This window comes from uncultured Gulosibacter sp. (genome assembly GCF_963509965.1).
In the GTDB taxonomy this organism is placed as follows: domain Bacteria; phylum Actinomycetota; class Actinomycetes; order Actinomycetales; family Microbacteriaceae; genus Gulosibacter.
Window position 1 is genome coordinate 12,676 of the sequence record NZ_CAUPDE010000006.1, and the last position, 17,794, is coordinate 30,469.

Below are 17,794 nucleotides of genomic sequence, written 5' to 3' on the forward strand. Positions count from 1 at the left end.
TCCGCCGAGCACCCCACCGCCCGTCGTGCACCCCACCTAGCCGGATTTGTGTGGGTTTGCGTTAACTGTGCGTGTTCTGCCACATACAAATGACGCGAACCCACACAGAACCGTGAGGGGCGCGGCGTCTACAGGATGCGCGGCGCATGCGGCGGATGTGTGCCGTGGCGTGCGGCGCGGCACGGCACTCGCGCTACAGCTGCGGCGGCAGCGGCATCGCGGGTAGTGGCTGCTGCACACCGGTTTGCCCGGCACCAACATTGCCGGTCAGCTCACGCAGCGCCTGGGCAACCGTCACCACATTCGGCACATCGTGCAGCTGCAAGCGCGCGCCGCTCACCGCATCCAACACCACATCTCCCGAACCAAAAAGCCGCTGCCAACCGTTCTGCTTGAGCGTCACGCGCGCAACATGATGGTGCGGCATCTCACGCTTTTTCACCCCAAAAAATCCGTAACGCTGCACCGTCTTCACGGTGGTGATCACCGTGCGAAGACGCAGCCAAGCAATAATCGGCAGCAGCCCGAGCAGCACCGCGCCCACCGCGGCAATAGCCGCCCACATCAGCCAATTGTCGCCATCACGCAGCCCGCGCGTCGCGTAGCCAATGAATCCCGTGGCGCCCACCAGCACCAGGCTCGGCAAGATGAGCCCGCGCCCGTGCAGATGCAACGTTGCCAGCCGCCATTCACTCATTACTGGTCCTCTGCCTCCGCGGGGCGCACATGCTCAACATCGCCCACTGAAACACTGTGCAGCCGCCCATGGTCATCCTGCACTTCAAGCTGGCCGAGTGCATCCACCCCGGTTGCGCGACCCCGCAGCGCCGAGCCGTCGGCGAGCGTCACCGCCACATTCGCGCCGATCGTGCTGCAATGCAGCAGTAGCTCATCCCGCAGCCCAGACGCATCCGCATCGCCACCCGCAGCCTCCAGCGCGGCGAGGCGGCGGGCAATCGCGCGGATGAGCTCAGGAGCAAGATCGAGCGGATCAACCGCGACCCCGTGCAATTGCAGCGACGTGGCCTGCTCGGTGGGAAGCTGCTCGGCAGGAATACCCGTGTTTACGCCGACGCCGACCACGCAGGCAAACGCGCGGCCACCATCAACCACTCCCAGCAGCTCGCCGAGAATACCGGCCACCTTCGCGCCATCGAGCTGCACATCATTGGGCCACTTGATGCCGATACGGTCGGCATCGATGCGGTCGGCCAACACTTCGCGCAGCGCCAGCCCCGCACCCAACGACACCCAACCCATCGCCCGCTGGGCGGCAGCCGCAGAAAACTCGGCGTACACCGACAGCGCCAGCGTGCATTCGGCAGGTGCGACCCACTCTCGATCCAAGCGCCCCTTACCTGCAGTCTGCGACGTGGTGGCAATCGCGTAAAACGGCGCGAAGTGTTCGTGCTCGTCAACAAAACGGTTGTGGAACATCGCGTTGGTTGAGGTGAGTTCGGGATGCACCTCGAGCGTGCTGGATGCGGGCGGCACGCTGAGCGTGATGGTGCGGATAGTGGCGGTCATAGAGATCCTGCTCGGCTACTTCGGTGGGGGTACTGTGCGCATTGTCTCGCATCCGCCGGTGCATCAGCTGACGCATCCCCGCATGCGAGTGAGATTTGCCGCCCGCGCGGATGCAGCAACCAACGCATTTGTAGGAATCCTCAAGAAATCGACGTCTGGATGCACGGGTTAGGCCACACAATTCGCGTTGCCGCTGTGTAGATTGGGTGACGATGAACGACTACATCGATGACGAAACGGCGATTGACCTCAGCACCGCAGGGCGCATCCGCGACCTGAAAGACCGCCACGCTGAAGCGGTGACGGATGCTGAAACACGCGCGGCTGAAAAACAGCACGCCAAGGGGAAGAACACGGCGCGCGAACGCATCCTGGCACTGCTCGACCCCGGTTCGTTAGTAGAAATCGACGAATATGTGCGGCACCGCACCACCGCCTTCGGGATGGACAAGAACCGCCCCTACGGCGACTCGGTGATCATCGGCACCGGCACCATCCACGGCCGCAATGTCGCGGTCTACTCGCAGAACTTCACCGTCTTTGGGGGCTCGCTCGGCGAAGTGGCCGGCAACAAGATCATCAAGATCATGAAGCACGCGCTCAAAACCGGGGTGCCGATCATCGGCATCCTCGACTCGGGTGGGGCGCGCATCCAGGAGGGCGTGATCGCGCTCGGTAAATATGGCGAGATTTTCCGGCTCAACACCGCCGCATCCGGTGTTATTCCGCAGATTTCGATCGTGATGGGGCCGGCGGCCGGCGGCGCCGTGTACTCGCCCGCACTCACCGACTTCGTGATCATGGTCGACAAAACCAGCCACATGTTCGTGACCGGCCCGGATGTGATCAAGACCGTCACCGGTGAAGACGTCGGGATGGAAGAGCTCGGCGGCGCACTCGCACACAACCGCACCTCGGGAGTGTCGCACTACCTCGCCAGCGATGAAGAAGATGCGCTCGATTTCGCGCGAAACCTGCTGTCGTACCTGCCCGACAACAACCTGTCGGATCTGCCGACCTATGATGCTGATGTTGAGCTCGAAGTGACCGATGCCGACACGAAGCTCAACGAGATCATCCCCGATTCGCCCACGCAGCCCTATGACGTGCTCAGGGTGATCGAATCGATCGTTGACGACGGTGAGTTTTTGGAGATCCAGTCGCTGTTCGCCCCGAACGTGGTGGTGGGGCTGGCACGCATCGAGGGATCGCCGGTGGGGATTATTGCCAACCAGCCCAAGCAGATGGCCGGCACCCTCAACATTGACGCCGGTGAGAAAGCCGCACGATTTTTGCGGATGTGTGACGCGTTTTCGATTCCGATTGTCACGCTGGTGGATGTGCCCGGCTACCTACCCGGCACCGACCAGGAGTGGTCGGGTGTGATTCGTCGCGGCGCCAAATTGCTGTACGCCTACGCTGAGGCGACAGTGCCGCTGGTGACGGTGATTTTGCGGAAGGCGTACGGCGGTGCCTACATCGTGATGGGGTCGAAGCAGCTCGGCGCGGATATGAACTTTGCGTGGCCCACCGCCGAGATCGCGGTGATGGGTGGTCAGGGTGCGGTGAATATTCTCTACCGCCGCGAGATTAAGGCCGCCAGCGAGAAGGGTGAAGACCCGGTGGCGCTCGGCAAGAAACTTGCCGATGAGTACACCTACGAGGTGGCGTCGCCGTATTTGGCGGCTGAGCGCGGCGAGATCGACTCGGTGATTGAGCCGGCGACTACGCGTGTCTCGGTGACTCGGGCGCTGCGGTCGCTGCGGTCGAAACGTGCCTCGCTGCCGCCGAAGAAACACGGAAACATCCCGCTGTAATGCCGAACGCCAAACTGCCGAAAATTGCGATTCCCGACCTCGACCTCAGCGACTCGCTATCGCCGGGTGAGGCTCGGCTGCTGCGTGGGAACCCCACCGATGATGAGCTTGCCGCGGTGGCGGCGACGCTGGCGGTGCTTTTTGCTGACGGGGTGCAGGTCGATCGGCCGCGGGATGCGGTGGTGAAACTCACGCCGTGGCAGCTCAGTCAGCGCGCGCTGCGTGGTGGCGGTGGGTCGGGTGACCCGTTCGGCGGCCGCTACAAGCTCTAGCTGCAACTTTCCTGGGCTCGCTGCGGAAATTTGTTTCCTGGCCTCAGAAAATTGGCTGCAAAACTGCGGTTTGAAACGTTTCAACCGTCGAAAAACTTCATTTTGCAGCCAAAAAACAATTCTCCGGCCGAAACTGCAGCCAGGAAACAAAATTCTCAAGCCGGGATGCGGCGTGCAGTCAGCCGGGGAAGTGGCACACAGGCAGCCGGGATGCGGCGGGGAGGGTGATCGGGCGCGAACACTTGCCGGGATGCGCAGCAGTGTCGAGCTGCTCGCGCCGGCGAAGTGAAGGGGCTGACTAGCTGACGCGGTGGGGTGCGTACACCCACCAGCGGTAGAGCAGGAAGCGAAAAACAGAGCCAACTCCAATGCCGACGAGCTTCGCGATATTGTCGGCGGCCACCGAGGTCATCCCAAGCAGATAGTGCGAAATCCACAGCGGAATCAGCCCGATCACCATCCCGGCAAGGCTCACCAAGAAAAACTCGACCGCCTCGCGGGTGGCGCCAGCATCACGGCGGTGCTCGCGGAAGGTCCAAAGCCGGTTCCCCACCCAGTTCCACAAAATGGCGACGACAGTCGCGATGATGGTGGCCAGCATCGGCCCCCAACGCCAATCATCGGGCGACAGCACCGTGCCGCGCAGCAGGTTGAACACACCGAAGTCGACGATGACACCGGTGCCTCCCACCAGGCCAAACTTCAGCAACTGCGAGAGCAGTTGACGAAACCACGGCCAGCTGAACTGCCGCGGCTGGTCCCCGGGATGCGCGGCAGAGTCGGCGGATGCAGCGGCAATGAGTGCGATGGGTCCGGTGTTCGGAGACCGTCGATCATGCCATTGATAGGTCTGAGCTGGCTCGCGCGGAGTCTGGCCACGCTGATCGTTCGGTTTTCGCACAGGGACAATCTTTCGGAGCTGCTTGGACCGACAAAACGATTCACCGGCCTCGTTGCAGCCTAGTCGCCCATCCTGTTAGACGCACGGTTCGTGCACCGAATTGCCGCAAATCGTTAGCGGCGCGCAACCTTTCAGCTTGCGCGCACCGAACACGCATCCCGCACGCATCTCAAAAGGCGAACGATCCGCATCCCCGCCAGTGCTGCTGCAGCGCTGCCAATGTGCCCGGTGGCAGAATAGGGCGGAAGAACCCCACACCTCGATGCGAAAGGCGATGCACGATGCCCGTACCCACAGTAGGCGTGATTGGTGGCGGACAGCTTGCCCGCATGATGGTGCCGGCGGCATCGGCGCTCGGAGTCGAGATCCGTGTACTGGCCGAGGCAGAAGGCTCATCAGCGCGTCTGGCTGCCACAGCGGTGGGTGACTATAAAGACATCCCGACCGTGCTCGACTTCGCCCGCGGCGTGGATGTGGTGACGTTCGATCACGAACATGTGCCGCAAGAGGTGCTGCGCGCCCTCACCGCCGAATCGATCGCCGTGCATCCCGGCCCCGACGCGCTGATCGCAGCCCAAGACAAGCTGCGGATGCGCGAGATGCTTGCCGAACTGGGAGCGCCGATTCCCGAGTGGGCGGCGGTGGCTTCACCCGAGCAGCTGCAGGCGTTCATCGACGAGCACGACGGGGCCGCGGTGTTGAAAACCCCGCGCGGCGGCTACGACGGGAAGGGTGTGCGCATTGTTACCAGCGGCGACCAAACCGCCGACTGGTTTGCCCAGTTCGACCAGCTGCTTGTGGAAGAGCGCGTCGATTTTCGCTGCGAACTCGCCCAGCTGGGGGCGCGTCGCCCCAGCGGCGAACTGCGGGTGTGGGATGTGGTCGAAACCGTGCAGCGCGATGGCGTGTGCAATGAGGTGTATGCACCGGCGCCCTCGGCGACACCGCGGATGCGTGAGGTTGCTGCCGAAATCGCCAAACAGGTAGCGGAAGGGCTCGGCATCACCGGCACCTTCGCGGTCGAAATGTTTGAAACCAGCGACGACCGGCTACTCATTAACGAGCTGGCAATGCGCCCTCACAACTCGGGGCACTGGACCATCGACGGGTCGATCACCAGCCAGTTCGAGCAGCACCTGCGCGCGGTGCTCGACTGGCCGCTGGGCGCCACCGACGCGATCGCCAAGCACGCGGTGATGGCGAACATTCTCGGCGGCCCGCAACACGAAGCGATTACCGACCGATTCGCGAAAGTGTGGCGCACGCATCCCGCTGTGAAGCTGCACACTTACGGAAAGTCGGCGCGCCCCGGCCGCAAGGTGGGTCACGTGACGATGATTGGTGATGACCTAGACGAAGTTGTGTACCAGGCGCGCGCCGCCGCCGAACTATTTAACGACCTCGACAACTAGCTCGGGTGGGTCGCACAACTCAACCGCAAAAACAAGACGGGAGCAAATCGATGACGGCAGCCGGGCCCCGCGTGGGCATCATTATGGGATCGGATAGTGACTGGCGCGTCATGCACGAGGCTCACGACATCCTGAACGAACTCGGCGTCGCCGCCGAAGTTGAAGTGGTTTCAGCCCACCGCACACCCGACAAGATGGTTGAATACGCGCGCGCGGCGCGTGGGCGCGGCGTGCAGGTGATCATCGCCGGCGCTGGTGGTGCGGCGCATCTGCCGGGCATGGTGGCGTCGATGACGACGCTGCCGGTGATCGGCGTGCCGGTGCCGCTCAAATACCTTGACGGGATGGATTCGCTGCTGTCGATCGTGCAGATGCCCGCCGGGATTCCGGTTGCCACAGTATCGATTGGTGGCGCCAAGAATGCCGGCATTCTCGCAGCCCGTATGCTTAGCGCATCCGACCCGCAGCTCGCCGACCGCCTGCAGGAATATGCCGATAACCTGACCGCGATGGTTGCCGACAAGAACGCGGCACTGCAGGCGCAGCTTGATGTCTAACGCGCTACCGCTCAAGCATCCCGACACCGGCTCGCCCGAGTTCATGACGAGGCGGGCGTGGTGGCTCGTATTTGCAAACCTGTTGATTCCAGGCATCGGCCCGCTGCTGGCGGGTAACCGGCGGTTTGGTCGGGCTGCGCTGCGCGTGTGGCTGGGCGCGATCATCACCCTGCTGGTGGTGCTGGTGATGGCGCTGCTGCTGCGCGGGCCGCTGCTGTTCGTGCTCACCACCGCCTGGGGGCTCGCGATTTTGAAATGGCTGCTGTTCGCTTACGGTCTGTGGATGCTGGTCACGATGATCGAGACGGTGCGGCAGGCGCGGCTGGTGAAAGTGGATGCATTCGCGCGCGGCCTCGTGTTACTGGTTGCTGTGCTGCTCGGCGCGCTGCCGATGTTCGCGGGTGTGTTTGCGTGGGCGCAGGTTGGTCAGGTGCAGTCGACCGTGCAGGCACTGTTTGGTGGCAAGAAAGCTGGGCTGACGCTGCCGTCGGATGGCCGCATCAACATCATGGTGCTCGGCGCCGACCGCGGTGAGGATCGTGAGGGGTCGCGTCCTGACTCGATCAGTGTGATGAGTTTCGACATGTGGTCGGGGCAGCTGGTCACGATTGGGCTGCCGCGTGTGCTGCACGGCTTCGGGTTTGTTGACGGGCCGATGCGCGATATGTATGGCGACGACTACTCCGATTGCAATGTGGATGTTTGCTACCTCAACTCGGTGTACACCGAGGTAGAGGTGTACGACTACGACATGTATCAGGATGCGGAAGAACACGGTTCTGAGCGCGGTATCGAGGCGACGCGAGACGCGGTGGAGTGGATCACCGGGCTCGACATTCACTATTACGTGCTGGTGGATATGGCCGGTTTTGCGGAGCTCATCGATGCGATGGGCGGCGTCGAGGTGGATGTGCAAGAGCGCGTTGGTCTCGGCATCAACGATGACGGAACGAACCCCAATTGGCAGCCGCCGTCGGCGTATATCGAGCCGGGGAAGCAGCGGCTCAACGGTGAGCTGGCGCTGTGGTACGCGCGTTCGCGTTATGAGACCACCGACTACGACCGGATGCAGCGTCAGCGTCAGTTACAGGATGCGGTGATCGCTCAGCTGCCGGGCAAGATGTTTAGCCGTGGGAGCCAGATCATGAAGGCGGTTGATGAGGTGGTGCAGACTGATATTCCGCAGGGCGCCGCGGGGCTGATTGCTGATTTGGCGTTGAAATCGCGCGGTCGCGACGATAATTCGCGGGTTACGCTCGCGCCGCCGCTGGTGGATCCCGAAGCCGACTTCGTCGATTATGACGTTGCGCGCTCGGCGATCCGGGATGCGCTCGACGGCAAGCCGCAGCCAACCGAAGTGCCCGCAGAGTAGGCGCGCGGCGTGGCGTGGCGCGCTGCATCGCGGTGCCGCGTGTGTGCTGCCGCGCCGCGCCCTGCACCGTCGCGTCGCGTGCATCCACCCGTGCGCCGCCCCGCCGCCAGCGCCCCTCATGCACACGTGCACTCGTCTTCAACCGGATTTGTGTGGGTTCGCGTTAATTGTGTGTGTTGTGCCACATACAAATGACGCGGATGCACACAGGAGGCGGGCGGGTGCTCTTGGGTGGCACGGCGTGCGTGCACGCGGTGAGCGCAGGCGCGGCGCAGCGCAGCGAGCACGACAGCACCGGCACCCCTGTGGATTGTGACCTATCCACAGCGACCGCACGCGCTGCAGCGGAACGCATCCGAATACCGTCAAATGATGCGCATGCGCATTATTCGACCTGCGGCTCATTCGATTGGTGACTACCGCCCCGAAACGCTTCGTCGGCGCCTGCGGCGGGGTGAAATCCACCGCGTGTATCGCGGGGCCTACGTTGAAATTGCTAGTGACGATTGGGATTCGCTCGCGCCGACCACGCAACATGTGGCGCGCACGATTGCCGTTGTTGGTGCATCCAACACCGCTGTAGCGTGCGGCGTCAGCGCCGCCGCGATCCACGGCTTACCGCTACTCAACTCTCGGCTGAGCGGGCCGGTCACTGTGAACCGATCGAGCGCCTCTCCGCCGGTTGCGGGTTTGCGGGTCATGCGGTCGCGACTTAAAGATGCGGATGTCGCCGAGATGTACGGGCTGAGGGTGACGACGCTTGAGCGAACGCTCCAAGACCTCGCTTCGCTGGTGTCTGGTCACGAACTGCTGGCGGCGGCCGATGCGGTGTTGAGGTTTGGTGCGAGTTTCGATGCGTTGGATGAACCGCTGCGCCACCGGCGCACCTTGCGCTGGGTGAAAACGCACGCGAGTGATCGGGCCGAAAGCTATGCCGAGTCGTGGAGTAGATATTTGATGATCGAGCACGGGGTCGAATTCGATCTGCAGCAGGCAACGATTCTCGACGAAAACGGCGAGTTTTTGGCCCGCACCGATTTCGCCTCGCGTGCCGGGGTGCTGGGCGAGTTTGACGGCAGGATCAAGTACGGAAAGTTGTTGGCTCCGGGCGAGGATGCGGTGTCGACGGTGATGGCTGAGAAGCAGCGAGAGGCACGGTTGCGCGCGGCCGGGTGGGAGATGGTGCGCTGGATGTGGCGCGACCTGCAGCATCCCCAAAAATTTATTCGGATGCTTGAGCGCGGCTTTGAGCGGGCGCGCACGTTGCCTGCACCGCGCGGTCACGTTGTGATCGAGCCGCTTCGGCCTCCGGAGCAGCCCGACTGGAGCTTTCTCGTCGCGTAGTCGCTCTTTGCGCGCAGTGCCCGCCGTGCGCTGCGTTCGGCATCGGCCTCCACGGATTTGTGTGGGTTCGCGTCATTTGTATGTGGCAGAGCACACACATTTGACGCGGAGACACACACGAGGGCAAAAAGTGGGGTGCAAACGGGGATGCGAGGCGACGAGGGTGCGGCGGGCATCCGCTCACGCCGGCACGCGGCTAGAGGTCGGCGTGCAGCTGCCAGACGAGGTCGGCCGAGTAGGCCCACGAGTAGATCGGGTGGCGGTCTTGCCCCGCTAGTACCAGGCTCTCGCGCAGCTCGCGGTCGCCGAGCACATTCGATAGCGCGATCGACAGGCGTTCCACAAAGCTCGTTTCGTTACCGAGGCCGACGTGCAGGGATGCACCCTGCGACACTTCCATCAACGCCGGCACATCACTGTGCACCACGGGGGTGCCGGCCCGGAACGCCTCAAGAATGGGCAGCCCGAAGCCCTCGTCGAGCGAGGGCATGCACAGCACAGTGGCGCGGTCGAGCACAACGGCGAGCTCGGTATCGTTCACAAAGCCGAGGTTGCGCACGCGCGCCCGGTCGACATTGGCGGCGGCGCAGAGCGAATCGAGATCGACTTCGCCCCAGCCTTCGGGCCCCACATGCACGAGCTGCGCATCCCGCAGTCGCGGCTGCGCCATCGCTTGCAGTAGCCGGTCGATTCCCTTGCGTGGTTCGAGCGTGCCGATAGCCAGGATGAAGGTGTCGGGCAGTTGGAAATGCTGGGCGATGGCCTGCTGAGTGGCTTCATCGGGCAGTTGAATGTCGGGGGATGCGGCGCCGGGAATCACCCGCAGCCGGTCGCCAAAATTGTGCAGCTGGGCCACCTGTTCGGCGACGGCGTGCGTGGGGGTAACGACAGCGGCGGCGTAGTTCCAGGCGCGTTTGAGCATCGCCTTGTGCCACCGCACTCCGTTGGGGGTGAGGGTTTCGGGATGCGTCCACGGCACTGTGTCGTGGATGGTTACCACAACTTGGGCTGGGTCGCCGCTTTCGAGCGGCCGCAGCGGGGCCAGCAGGCTGGGTGAGTGAAATAGTCCACCACCAAAGGCGTTGGTGAACATGCCGTTTCGCCACGCCTGCGAGAGCATCTTGCGGTTGAGGCGTGACATGCGCACCGATTCAAGGCCCGGCAGCCGGTCGAGCAGTGCCGAGCGTTGCTCATCCGAGATGAACGAGGTAATTCCCGCTACATCGCAATCGTGCGGGGCACGTCGAATCACCTCGCGCACCAGATTTTCGGTGTATCGACCGATCCCACCGGGTACTTCGGCGGTGAGTTGATCGACGACGAAATTCAGTGTGACCATGTGCTGCTAGTGAACCTCGGCGACCGGTGTGGGTTCGACGACGAGCACGCCGTCGGCTGCGGCTGCGGCGATCGCTTCGCGCCAATCGCGGATGGGGTCGATGCCTGCCTCGTGCCAGCGGCGGTGCCCGAGCACCGAGTAGGCGGGGCGGGCGGCGGGGCGAACGAATGCGCTCGAGTCGGTGGGTTTGACTCGAGCGGGGTCGTTGCCGGTGAGCTGGAATATTTCGCGCGCGAAGTCGAACCAGGTGCACTCGCCCGACGAGGTGCCGTGGTAGATGCCGACGGGACCATTCGCATCCAGTAGTCGAACGGTTTGTTCGGCGAGGTCGCGCGTGTAGGTGGGCTGGCCGCGTTGATCATCCACCACGGTAATTTCGGGATGCGAGCCGGCGAGTTTCACCATGGTTTTGGCGAAATTGCCGCCGGCGGCGCCGTAGAGCCAGGCGGTGCGGATGATGTAGGTGCCGTCGGGATGCGCGGCGAGCGCCGCCACTTCACCGTCGGCTTTGGTGCGCCCGTAGGCGTTGAGCGGGTCGCGGGGTGCGTCTTCGTCGTATGGTTCGCTGGCGTCGCCCTGAAACACGTAGTCGGTAGAGAAGTGCACGAACTTGGCGCCAGTTTCGGCGGCGGCTTTTGCGAGGTGCTCGACGGCGGTTGCGTTGAGCAGCTGCGCGGCTGCTTCATCGGTTTCGGCCTGGTCGACAGCGGTGTATGCGGCGGCGTTAATCACCACGTCGTAGCCGGCGACGGCCGCCGCCACCGCAGCCGCATCGGTGATGTCGAGGTCGGTGCGGCGAAGCGCGGTGACGTCGCGGCCCTGTAGGGCACGCTGGAGGTCTTGCCCCAGCATGCCCGCAGCGCCGGTGATGAGGTAGCGCTGGCTAGCCTTCAAGGGCGGCACGCTCCTTCAGTGGCTCCCACCAGTCGCGACGGTCGCGGTACCACTGCACCACGTCGGCGAGGCCCTGTTCGAACGGCACCTGGGGCTCGTAGCCGAGCTCGTTTTGGATTTTGGTGATGTCGACGCAGTAGCGCAGGTCGTGGCCCTTGCGGTCTTCGACGTGGTCGACGTACGACCAGTCTTTGCCCATGAGTTCGAGGATTTTCTTGGTGATCTCGACATTGGTGAGCTGGGTGCCGCCACCGATGTTGTACACCTCGCCGGCGCGGCCCTTGGTGTAGACGAGTGCGATGCCGCGGCAGTGGTCGTCAACGTGCAGCCAGTCGCGCACGTTTTCGCCGGTGCCGTAGAGGGGCACGTGCTTGTCGTCGAGCAGGTTGGTGACGAACAGCGGGATGAGTTTTTCGGGGAAGTGGTAGGGGCCGTAGTTGTTCGAGCAGCGCGTGATCGAAATGTTCATGCCATGGGTGCGGTGGTAGCTGCGGGCCACGAGGTCGCTGCTGGCCTTGGATGCGGCGTAGGGCGAGTTGGGTTCGAGCGGCCACTCTTCAGTCCATTCGCCCTCTTCGATCGAGCCGTACACCTCGTCGGTTGACACGTGCACGAAGCGGTCGACACCGTGTTTGAGGGCGGCGTCGAGCAGGCGCTGAGTGCCGATGACGTTGGTTTCGAAGAAGATTGATGAGTCGCGCACTGAGCGGTCGACGTGCGATTCGGCGGCGAAGTGCACCACGCCGTCAACGCGGGGCATGAGTTTGTCGAGCAGCTCGGCGTCGCAAATGTTGCCGTGCACGAACTCGTAGCGGGGCGAGTCGGCGATCGGGTCGAGGTTGGCGCGCACCCCCGAGTAGGTGAGTGCATCGAGCACGATAATCTCGGCGCCCTCAAGGCCGGGCAGCTGGTCGTTCAGCGCACGACGGACGAAGTTCGAGCCGATGAAGCCGGCACCGCCGGTCACGAGTAGTTTCATTGCTTTCCTTCTCGGTTACCCAAACTGCGCCGCGGGGGCGCAAACACTGCCCTCTAGCCTACCGGGGTTACGCTCGGCTGGCGCAGGAATAGCTGAGTTGGGCTGAAGTTTCGGCCTGCCAGCCGAGCAGGGTAGCGTCTTTGGTATGAACGCAATCGTTACAGCTACGGCCATTGTTGTCACCTGGAATGGTGGGGCTGAGGCGGTGGCTGCGGTGCGGTCACTGCTCGACCAGCACGTGCCGGCGGGGATGCGCTGTCGAGTGGTGGCGGCCGATAACGGTTCGTCTGACGACACGGTTGCGCGTATCCGGGCGGAAGCACCCGAGGCTGAAGTGCTCGAACTGCGCACCAATCTTGGTTATGGCGCTGCCGCTAATCGGGCGATGGCGGCGTATCCTGCCGATGCCTATCTGGTGCTAAATCAGGATGCGGTGTACCAGCCCGGTTTTGTGGCGGCGCTACTCACCGAACTCGCGAATGATGAGCAGCTGGGTGCGGTTACCGCGCAGGTGCAGTTGGCGGGTGAGTTCATTGCGGCAGAGTTAGACACTACGGCTGCCGAGGTGTTTGTGGGGCATGACGGCGCACGCTGGCGTCGCACCCGCGAAGGCGAGCGGGGCGAGCGGCTGATTAACTCGACCGGTAATCAGCTCACCCGGTCGGGTAATGGTGTCGACCGCGGCTGGTTGGCGCCTGTTGGCACCGAGTTTCCGCGTAGTGTGCTGGGTTTTCACGGTGGTGCCTGTGCGCTGCGGGCTGAGGCGGTGCGCGCGCTCGGTGGTTTTGATGAGCGGTATTTCATGTACTACGAAGACACCGATTTGTCGCTGCGGATGCGCGCGGCCGGCTGGTCGGTTGCCTATGTGCCCGATGCGGTTTCGGTGCATCAGCACGCGGGGAGCTCTGGCACCGCGAGCCCCGGGTTTGTTGAATGGAATGCCCGTAACCGGGCGTGGAACGCGCGGCGTAATGGCCCGGTGCGGATGCGGGTTGCAGCCACCGGGCGCACGCTTGCCGGAGCGGTGAAGGGTGCGTTGGTGGCATCGGATCCGCGCCGACCGCGGGATGAACGCGAGCTTGGCCGGGCGCGGGCGCGTGGCGCGCTGGCGGGGGTGTTCGCGCGGGTTGGTGAGCGTCGCAAGCCGGCAGTTGATGAACCGACACCGCTGCAGTATCAGGTTCATCTGGATGCGGATGGGGATGTGCCGGCGCCACGCACGCTGATTGATCTCACTTCGGTTCCGTTGCAGCTCGGGGGAGTGGGACGGTATTTGGAGGGGTTGCTCACCGGTTTTGAGGCGATTGGTTTCAATCCGGTGCTTGTTTGCCGTGCCGAGCATCAGGAGCATTTCGCCGCGCTGGCACCGAGTGCCGAGCTGCATGTGGCGCCGCGTGCCATTGCCCAAAAGGCGGCCCGGTTTGCGTGGGAGCAGACGGGCCTGTTGCGTTTGACAGGTGAGGTGCGTGCCGAGGTGATTCACTCGCCGCACTATTCGTTTCCGCGGGGTACGCCGCTGCGGCGGGTGGTGACGCTGCACGATGCCACGTTCTTTTCTGATCCCGACGCGCACACGGCGCTCAAACGACGCTTTTTTACGAATTGGATTCGTGCGGCGGTGCGGGCGGATGTGTGGCTGATCACACCCTCTGCGGCAACCGCGGGCGAGATTGAACGCTATGCGGGGCGGCCTCGGCGGGCGATGACGGTGGCGCTGCACGGTGTTGATCGGAATGTTTTTCACGAACCAACCGCAGCCGAGGTCGCGGCTTTCCGCGATAAGTACGAGCTTGGCGACCGTCCCTATATTGCGTTTCTCGGCACGATTGAGCCGCGCAAACGGGTGGCGCAGTTGATTCGCGCGCACCGCATCCTGCAACAGCGCCTGGGGGCGGATGCTCCGCTGCTGCTGATTTCGGGGCAGCGCGGTTGGGATGCCGAGGCGATTGAGCTGCTGGATGCGGCAGGTGCCGATTCGGGGGTGCGTGAGCTCGGCTATTTGCCGCTGGATGAACTGCGCTCACTGCTTGGCGGCGCGAGCGCGTTTTGTTATCCATCAATTGCGGAGGGCTTCGGGCTTCCGGTGCTTGAGGCAATGTCGGCCGGGGCCGCGGTGGTGACAACCAACCGCACCGCGCTGCCCGAGGTTGGTGGGGATGCGGTTGTGTATGCCGAGCCCGAGCCTGCAGCGCTCGCGGATGCGCTCGAAAAGATCTTGACCGATGCTGACTCTGCTGCAGGGTTGCGCGCGGCGGGATTGGCGCGCGCGGCTGAGTTCACCTGGGAGCGTTGCGCACGCATCCATGTTGATGCCTATTCGCGGGCGGCGCATGGGTAATCGCGTTGTCACATTCGCGTCAATCAGCCACGGAGCTATCCGATGTGGTGACAGTTCCATTGCGAATTGTGAGCATACGTTGTGATAGTGAGCGAATATGCTCAGAATCGTGGCTGGTGAACACCACGGTTCCTCCATTCGCATGAAAGTCGCGAATCATCTCCATCACGGTTGTTACGGCATCAGCGTCGAGTGCATTGAATGGCTCGTCGAGAAGCAGTACCTGGGGGTTCTCCATGAAGGCCTGTGCGATAGCAATCTTTTGTTTCATGCCCAGCGAGTAGTGCCGCATTTTTTGACGTAGGTCGGGATCCAGTCCGAGAGTTTGCATGAGTGAACGTATCTCCTGTTCGCTCACACGTTTGCGTATTTCGGCGAGTTGTAGCAAATTGTCGAGCCCGGTTTCATCTGGGAGGTAGCCTGGTCGATCAATAATGATGCCAAACCGGTCAGGGTAGGTGCGCCGATTGGAGAGAAACCGGGGTGAAATGCTGATGCTCCCACTATCTGGCTCTGAAAGAGCGCACATGAGTCTGAGTAAAACACTTTTGCCTGAACCGTTGGGTCCGACTAATCCGGTAATGGTTCCTTGGGGTATTTCGAAGTTTACGTCGGTGTACAGCGGCCGTTGGCGATAAGACTTGCTGACGTTGACCGCCTGAATCACTGATTCCATGCGCTTTACGCTCCATTCTGCACTGTGAAGAGATTTACTAGTTGGACTATTTATACAGGTTGGGGATGCTTGTATCGGTTGGGGATAAGTAGGGCAAATATGCTAGAGGCAAGAGCTAGCAGCCAGATCGCTAGAATGGATCCATAATTGATGCTTTGTAAGCCCGGGTCGATTGAGTAGGGTGCGCCAGGGTTTATGGCTGCTGGTGGCAGGGTGTAGCCGATTAAGAGCACTACTGAGCAAATGGTGAGCCAGGTCTTGTCGATTGATGACCGCCAGATGAGGGAAAGAGTTGTCGAGAATGAGAAAATGCAAAGAGCTGTTGCGCCAGATCCTGCAGCAAGAAGCAAGGGCGGCAGTTTTTCGGGATCAAAAGGTTCGCTTTGTGTAGATGTGTCGATGAGAGCCACTATCCCGAGGAATGCACCAACCCAGAAGCATATCCAGGCAACTTCGCGCAACCACAGGTGTCTTACCCAGCGATCATTCCTTCCGTAGCGAATGGCTCGTTGTTCGAAAACGGATCTGGGTTTTGATTGTTTCCGCACTCGCAAAACTGACAGAGAAGTGAATCCGAAAAGTATTATCTGTATGACCGCATACGAGATTAGGTCGTTATTTCGTCCTGCTAATCTGTCGGCAGTTCCGGATGTGCTGGTTGGGAATGAAAGAGCTAACGGTATGGCGATTGCAAGAAAAACCAGGCCGGATATGCGATGAGAGAAAAGTGCTCGGGTGTAATTCGCTATTGCGCTCACTGAGTACATTGATATCAGCGAGGTTAGCGCAAGTATGCAGAAAAAGACAATTATTGAAGTGGTAAAGGTTTCGGTTCCGATCGCCCAAGGGAGTGACACTAGACTCACGGGCAAAAAGGAATCCATGCTCCCTGCAAACGTGGTGATTGCCATGGCTGAAAAGACTGTCCAAAGTAAGACAGCTGCTGTCATGCGTCCGAAACGAACTGCGACCGCGATGCACAGCGCAGCAATCAGCAGATAGCCAGTCGCGCACCACGCGAGTATTGCGATGAGAGCGGTGAAGGGTGACTCAAAGTGTGCGACCAGTGCTCCCGGGCTGAACACAGATAGTTGGATTTCGTGTCTAAGGTCATGTAGTAGATGCGCGCTTTCGCTCCAATAGAGGCTGTTGCTTTTCGCGCTCGCGACACAGTAGGTTGACGCCGAAACGAGGAGTAGCCCAGCAACAAGGCCGGGAAGCAACTGCAGTAGTGAATAAGTCACCGACCGTAAAACCGAGCCAAGTCGAATGAGTCGCTCGGGTGAAATGACGGCAGGGATCTGGCGGGCGAGTAAAAGGGCCCACCACAAGAATGTAACGAGCGCCAGGGTGCGTGTCTCTGAAAGTTGTGGCAGGAAAACATCCCACGCATTTTGCTGACCGTATGACTCAGGCGGTTGGGATAATGCGTAGAGAGTTAACCCGACCTGGAGCAATGCGAGAGCAAGGGAGGGCCACCAGGTAATCGTGTTCCAAAACTGCCTGATCATGAAAAGCGTCCCGAATGGCGAGCCCGCAGTATGATGAATGTGCATCCGGCTATTCCCATAAGGAATGTGACTCCCATTGGTATGGCTGCAGCTACAAGTTCAAAGTTGGTGAGGCCGTAGGGATATGGGGTAGTGATGGTGAACGAGTACTCGGGCAGTCCGGCAATCTGCGCGACAGTTGAGGTTCCAAAAAACCAGATAAATGGCACGATGAGTGCGACGAGTGAGTTGTTGATGGTCAGAGAGGCGATCGCGGTGACGAGAGCGAAAGCAATTGCGGTCAGGCTGGTCCAGCAGGAGATGGCGGCGACAAATGCTATTGGGCTCAGGTTGAGTGCATCGGCTAACGGAGCGGTCTGGATTGATTCGGCAAGAATCTCGTCACTGCTGTGTAGTCCGTACTGTTCGGGGGAAATCGCATCTGGGAAGAGTGCGGGTGCGATCCAATAGCCGATGCAAGAGAGCGTTAGTCCAAAAATAAAGAACAGTGCCCCTGCTTTCAAGCATGCGTGAATAATGTTTTGAGTGAGTAGCCTCCTCACGTCAATCCGGGTGCGCGTCGAGACAATGTATCGTTCCTCAATAAGGCGGGAGAGCCTTGGCTGGCATATGAGTGCCACGACCACTGGAAAGAGCAGGCGAGCAGGTCCCTGGAAGAACGCCGCAGTCATAGTCTGAGGTGAGGGGTACACCGAAGATTGCGCGTCATAGAAGCCGGCAATTATATGAAGCGCTAGCAATACGGTGCATGAAATCAATCCAACTGTGTTGTGATGCGAATAGACTCTCATTTAGAATCCCTCACTGTCAGTTTGCGAAGTGTGAGCTGCACTAGCAGGTGCAGCTCACACTTCG

At 61.5% G+C, this 17,794-nt stretch carries 16 protein-coding genes; 7 read left to right on the forward strand and 9 right to left on the reverse strand.

The features are described from left to right. Positions 1-193: 193 nt before the first annotated feature. Together RQ865_RS05415 and RQ865_RS05420 are read right to left on the reverse strand one after the other, a co-directional pair. Complete coding sequence (locus RQ865_RS05415) at positions 194-697, reverse strand: PH domain-containing protein (protein WP_311478098.1); 504 nt, start codon at positions 695-697, stop codon at positions 194-196. Further along, positions 697-1,527 carry a biotin--[acetyl-CoA-carboxylase] ligase gene (locus tag RQ865_RS05420; RefSeq protein ID WP_311478099.1) on the reverse strand — a complete coding sequence of 277 codons (831 nt, stop codon included), beginning with the start codon at positions 1,525-1,527 and terminating at the stop codon, positions 697-699. Before RQ865_RS05420 ends, RQ865_RS05415 begins: the two co-directional genes overlap by 1 nt. Before the next feature lie 212 nt (positions 1,528-1,739). On the opposite strand from RQ865_RS05420, the gene RQ865_RS05425 reads away from it, so the two are divergent. Both RQ865_RS05425 and RQ865_RS05430 read left to right on the forward strand, forming a co-directional pair. Continuing rightward, positions 1,740-3,344, forward strand: coding sequence for an acyl-CoA carboxylase subunit beta (locus RQ865_RS05425; protein WP_311478100.1), 1,605 nt, complete (start codon positions 1,740-1,742; stop codon positions 3,342-3,344). Then, complete coding sequence (locus RQ865_RS05430) at positions 3,344-3,616, forward strand: acyl-CoA carboxylase epsilon subunit (RefSeq protein ID WP_311478101.1); 273 nt, start codon at positions 3,344-3,346, stop codon at positions 3,614-3,616. Before RQ865_RS05425 ends, RQ865_RS05430 begins: the two co-directional genes overlap by 1 nt. A gap of 298 nt (positions 3,617-3,914) precedes the next feature. Here RQ865_RS05430 and RQ865_RS05435 read toward each other — a convergent pair whose 3' ends face one another. Next, complete coding sequence (locus RQ865_RS05435) at positions 3,915-4,517, reverse strand: GtrA family protein (protein ID WP_311478102.1); 603 nt, start codon at positions 4,515-4,517, stop codon at positions 3,915-3,917. A 281-nt stretch (positions 4,518-4,798) separates the two neighbouring features. Between RQ865_RS05435 and RQ865_RS05440 the strand changes: the two genes are divergently transcribed. The 4 genes from RQ865_RS05440 to RQ865_RS05455 all read left to right on the forward strand — a co-directional run bounded on the left by RQ865_RS05440 (position 4,799) and on the right by RQ865_RS05455 (position 9,202). After that, positions 4,799-5,929: a 5-(carboxyamino)imidazole ribonucleotide synthase gene (locus RQ865_RS05440; protein WP_311478103.1), complete on the forward strand. Its 1,131-nt coding sequence runs from the start codon at positions 4,799-4,801 to the stop codon at positions 5,927-5,929. A gap of 50 nt (positions 5,930-5,979) precedes the next feature. Next, positions 5,980-6,486, forward strand: coding sequence for a 5-(carboxyamino)imidazole ribonucleotide mutase (purE, locus tag RQ865_RS05445; RefSeq protein ID WP_311478104.1), 507 nt, complete (start codon positions 5,980-5,982; stop codon positions 6,484-6,486). Beyond that, the gene (locus RQ865_RS05450) at positions 6,479-7,858 is read left to right on the forward strand and encodes an LCP family protein (protein WP_311478105.1); all 1,380 of its coding nucleotides are present in this window, start codon (positions 6,479-6,481) and stop codon (positions 7,856-7,858) included. Before purE ends, RQ865_RS05450 begins: the two co-directional genes overlap by 8 nt. Before the next feature lie 378 nt (positions 7,859-8,236). After that, complete coding sequence (locus RQ865_RS05455) at positions 8,237-9,202, forward strand: hypothetical protein (RefSeq protein WP_311478106.1); 966 nt, start codon at positions 8,237-8,239, stop codon at positions 9,200-9,202. Positions 9,203-9,398: 196 nt separating this feature from the next. Here the strand turns inward: RQ865_RS05455 and RQ865_RS05460 are convergent, their stop codons facing one another. From RQ865_RS05460 to rfbB, 3 genes are read right to left on the reverse strand one after another with little or no spacing between them, the layout of a single operon-like run. Further along, positions 9,399-10,541 (reverse strand): glycosyltransferase family 1 protein, encoded by a 1,143-nt coding sequence (locus tag RQ865_RS05460; RefSeq protein ID WP_311478107.1) that lies wholly within the window; start codon positions 10,539-10,541, stop codon positions 9,399-9,401. Positions 10,542-10,547: 6 nt separating this feature from the next. After that, positions 10,548-11,435, reverse strand: a complete 888-nt coding sequence (gene rfbD / locus RQ865_RS05465) for a dTDP-4-dehydrorhamnose reductase (protein ID WP_311478108.1) — start codon at positions 11,433-11,435, stop codon at positions 10,548-10,550. After that, a complete protein-coding gene (gene rfbB / locus RQ865_RS05470; protein ID WP_311478109.1) occupies positions 11,425-12,414 on the reverse strand; it encodes a dTDP-glucose 4,6-dehydratase in 990 nt (329 codons plus the stop codon). The genes rfbD and rfbB overlap by 11 nt, the downstream gene beginning before the upstream one ends. A 145-nt stretch (positions 12,415-12,559) precedes the next feature. On the opposite strand from rfbB, the gene RQ865_RS05475 reads away from it, so the two are divergent. Beyond that, complete coding sequence (locus RQ865_RS05475; RefSeq protein ID WP_311478110.1) at positions 12,560-14,752, forward strand: glycosyltransferase; 2,193 nt, start codon at positions 12,560-12,562, stop codon at positions 14,750-14,752. A gap of 19 nt (positions 14,753-14,771) precedes the next feature. Here the strand turns inward: RQ865_RS05475 and RQ865_RS05480 are convergent, their stop codons facing one another. Genes RQ865_RS05480 through RQ865_RS05490 form a run of 3 tightly spaced genes read right to left on the reverse strand, consistent with a single transcriptional unit; the run spans position 14,772 to position 17,610 of the window. After that, entirely contained in the window at positions 14,772-15,428 is a 657-nt protein-coding gene (locus RQ865_RS05480; protein ID WP_311478111.1) for an ABC transporter ATP-binding protein, read from the reverse strand. A 50-nt stretch (positions 15,429-15,478) separates the two neighbouring features. Beyond that, positions 15,479-16,939 carry a hypothetical protein gene (locus tag RQ865_RS05485; RefSeq protein ID WP_311478112.1) on the reverse strand — a complete coding sequence of 487 codons (1,461 nt, stop codon included), beginning with the start codon at positions 16,937-16,939 and terminating at the stop codon, positions 15,479-15,481. Continuing rightward, the gene (locus RQ865_RS05490) at positions 16,936-17,610 is read right to left on the reverse strand and encodes a hypothetical protein (protein ID WP_311478113.1); all 675 of its coding nucleotides are present in this window, start codon (positions 17,608-17,610) and stop codon (positions 16,936-16,938) included. The genes RQ865_RS05485 and RQ865_RS05490 overlap by 4 nt, the downstream gene beginning before the upstream one ends. Positions 17,611-17,794 lie beyond the last annotated feature (184 nt).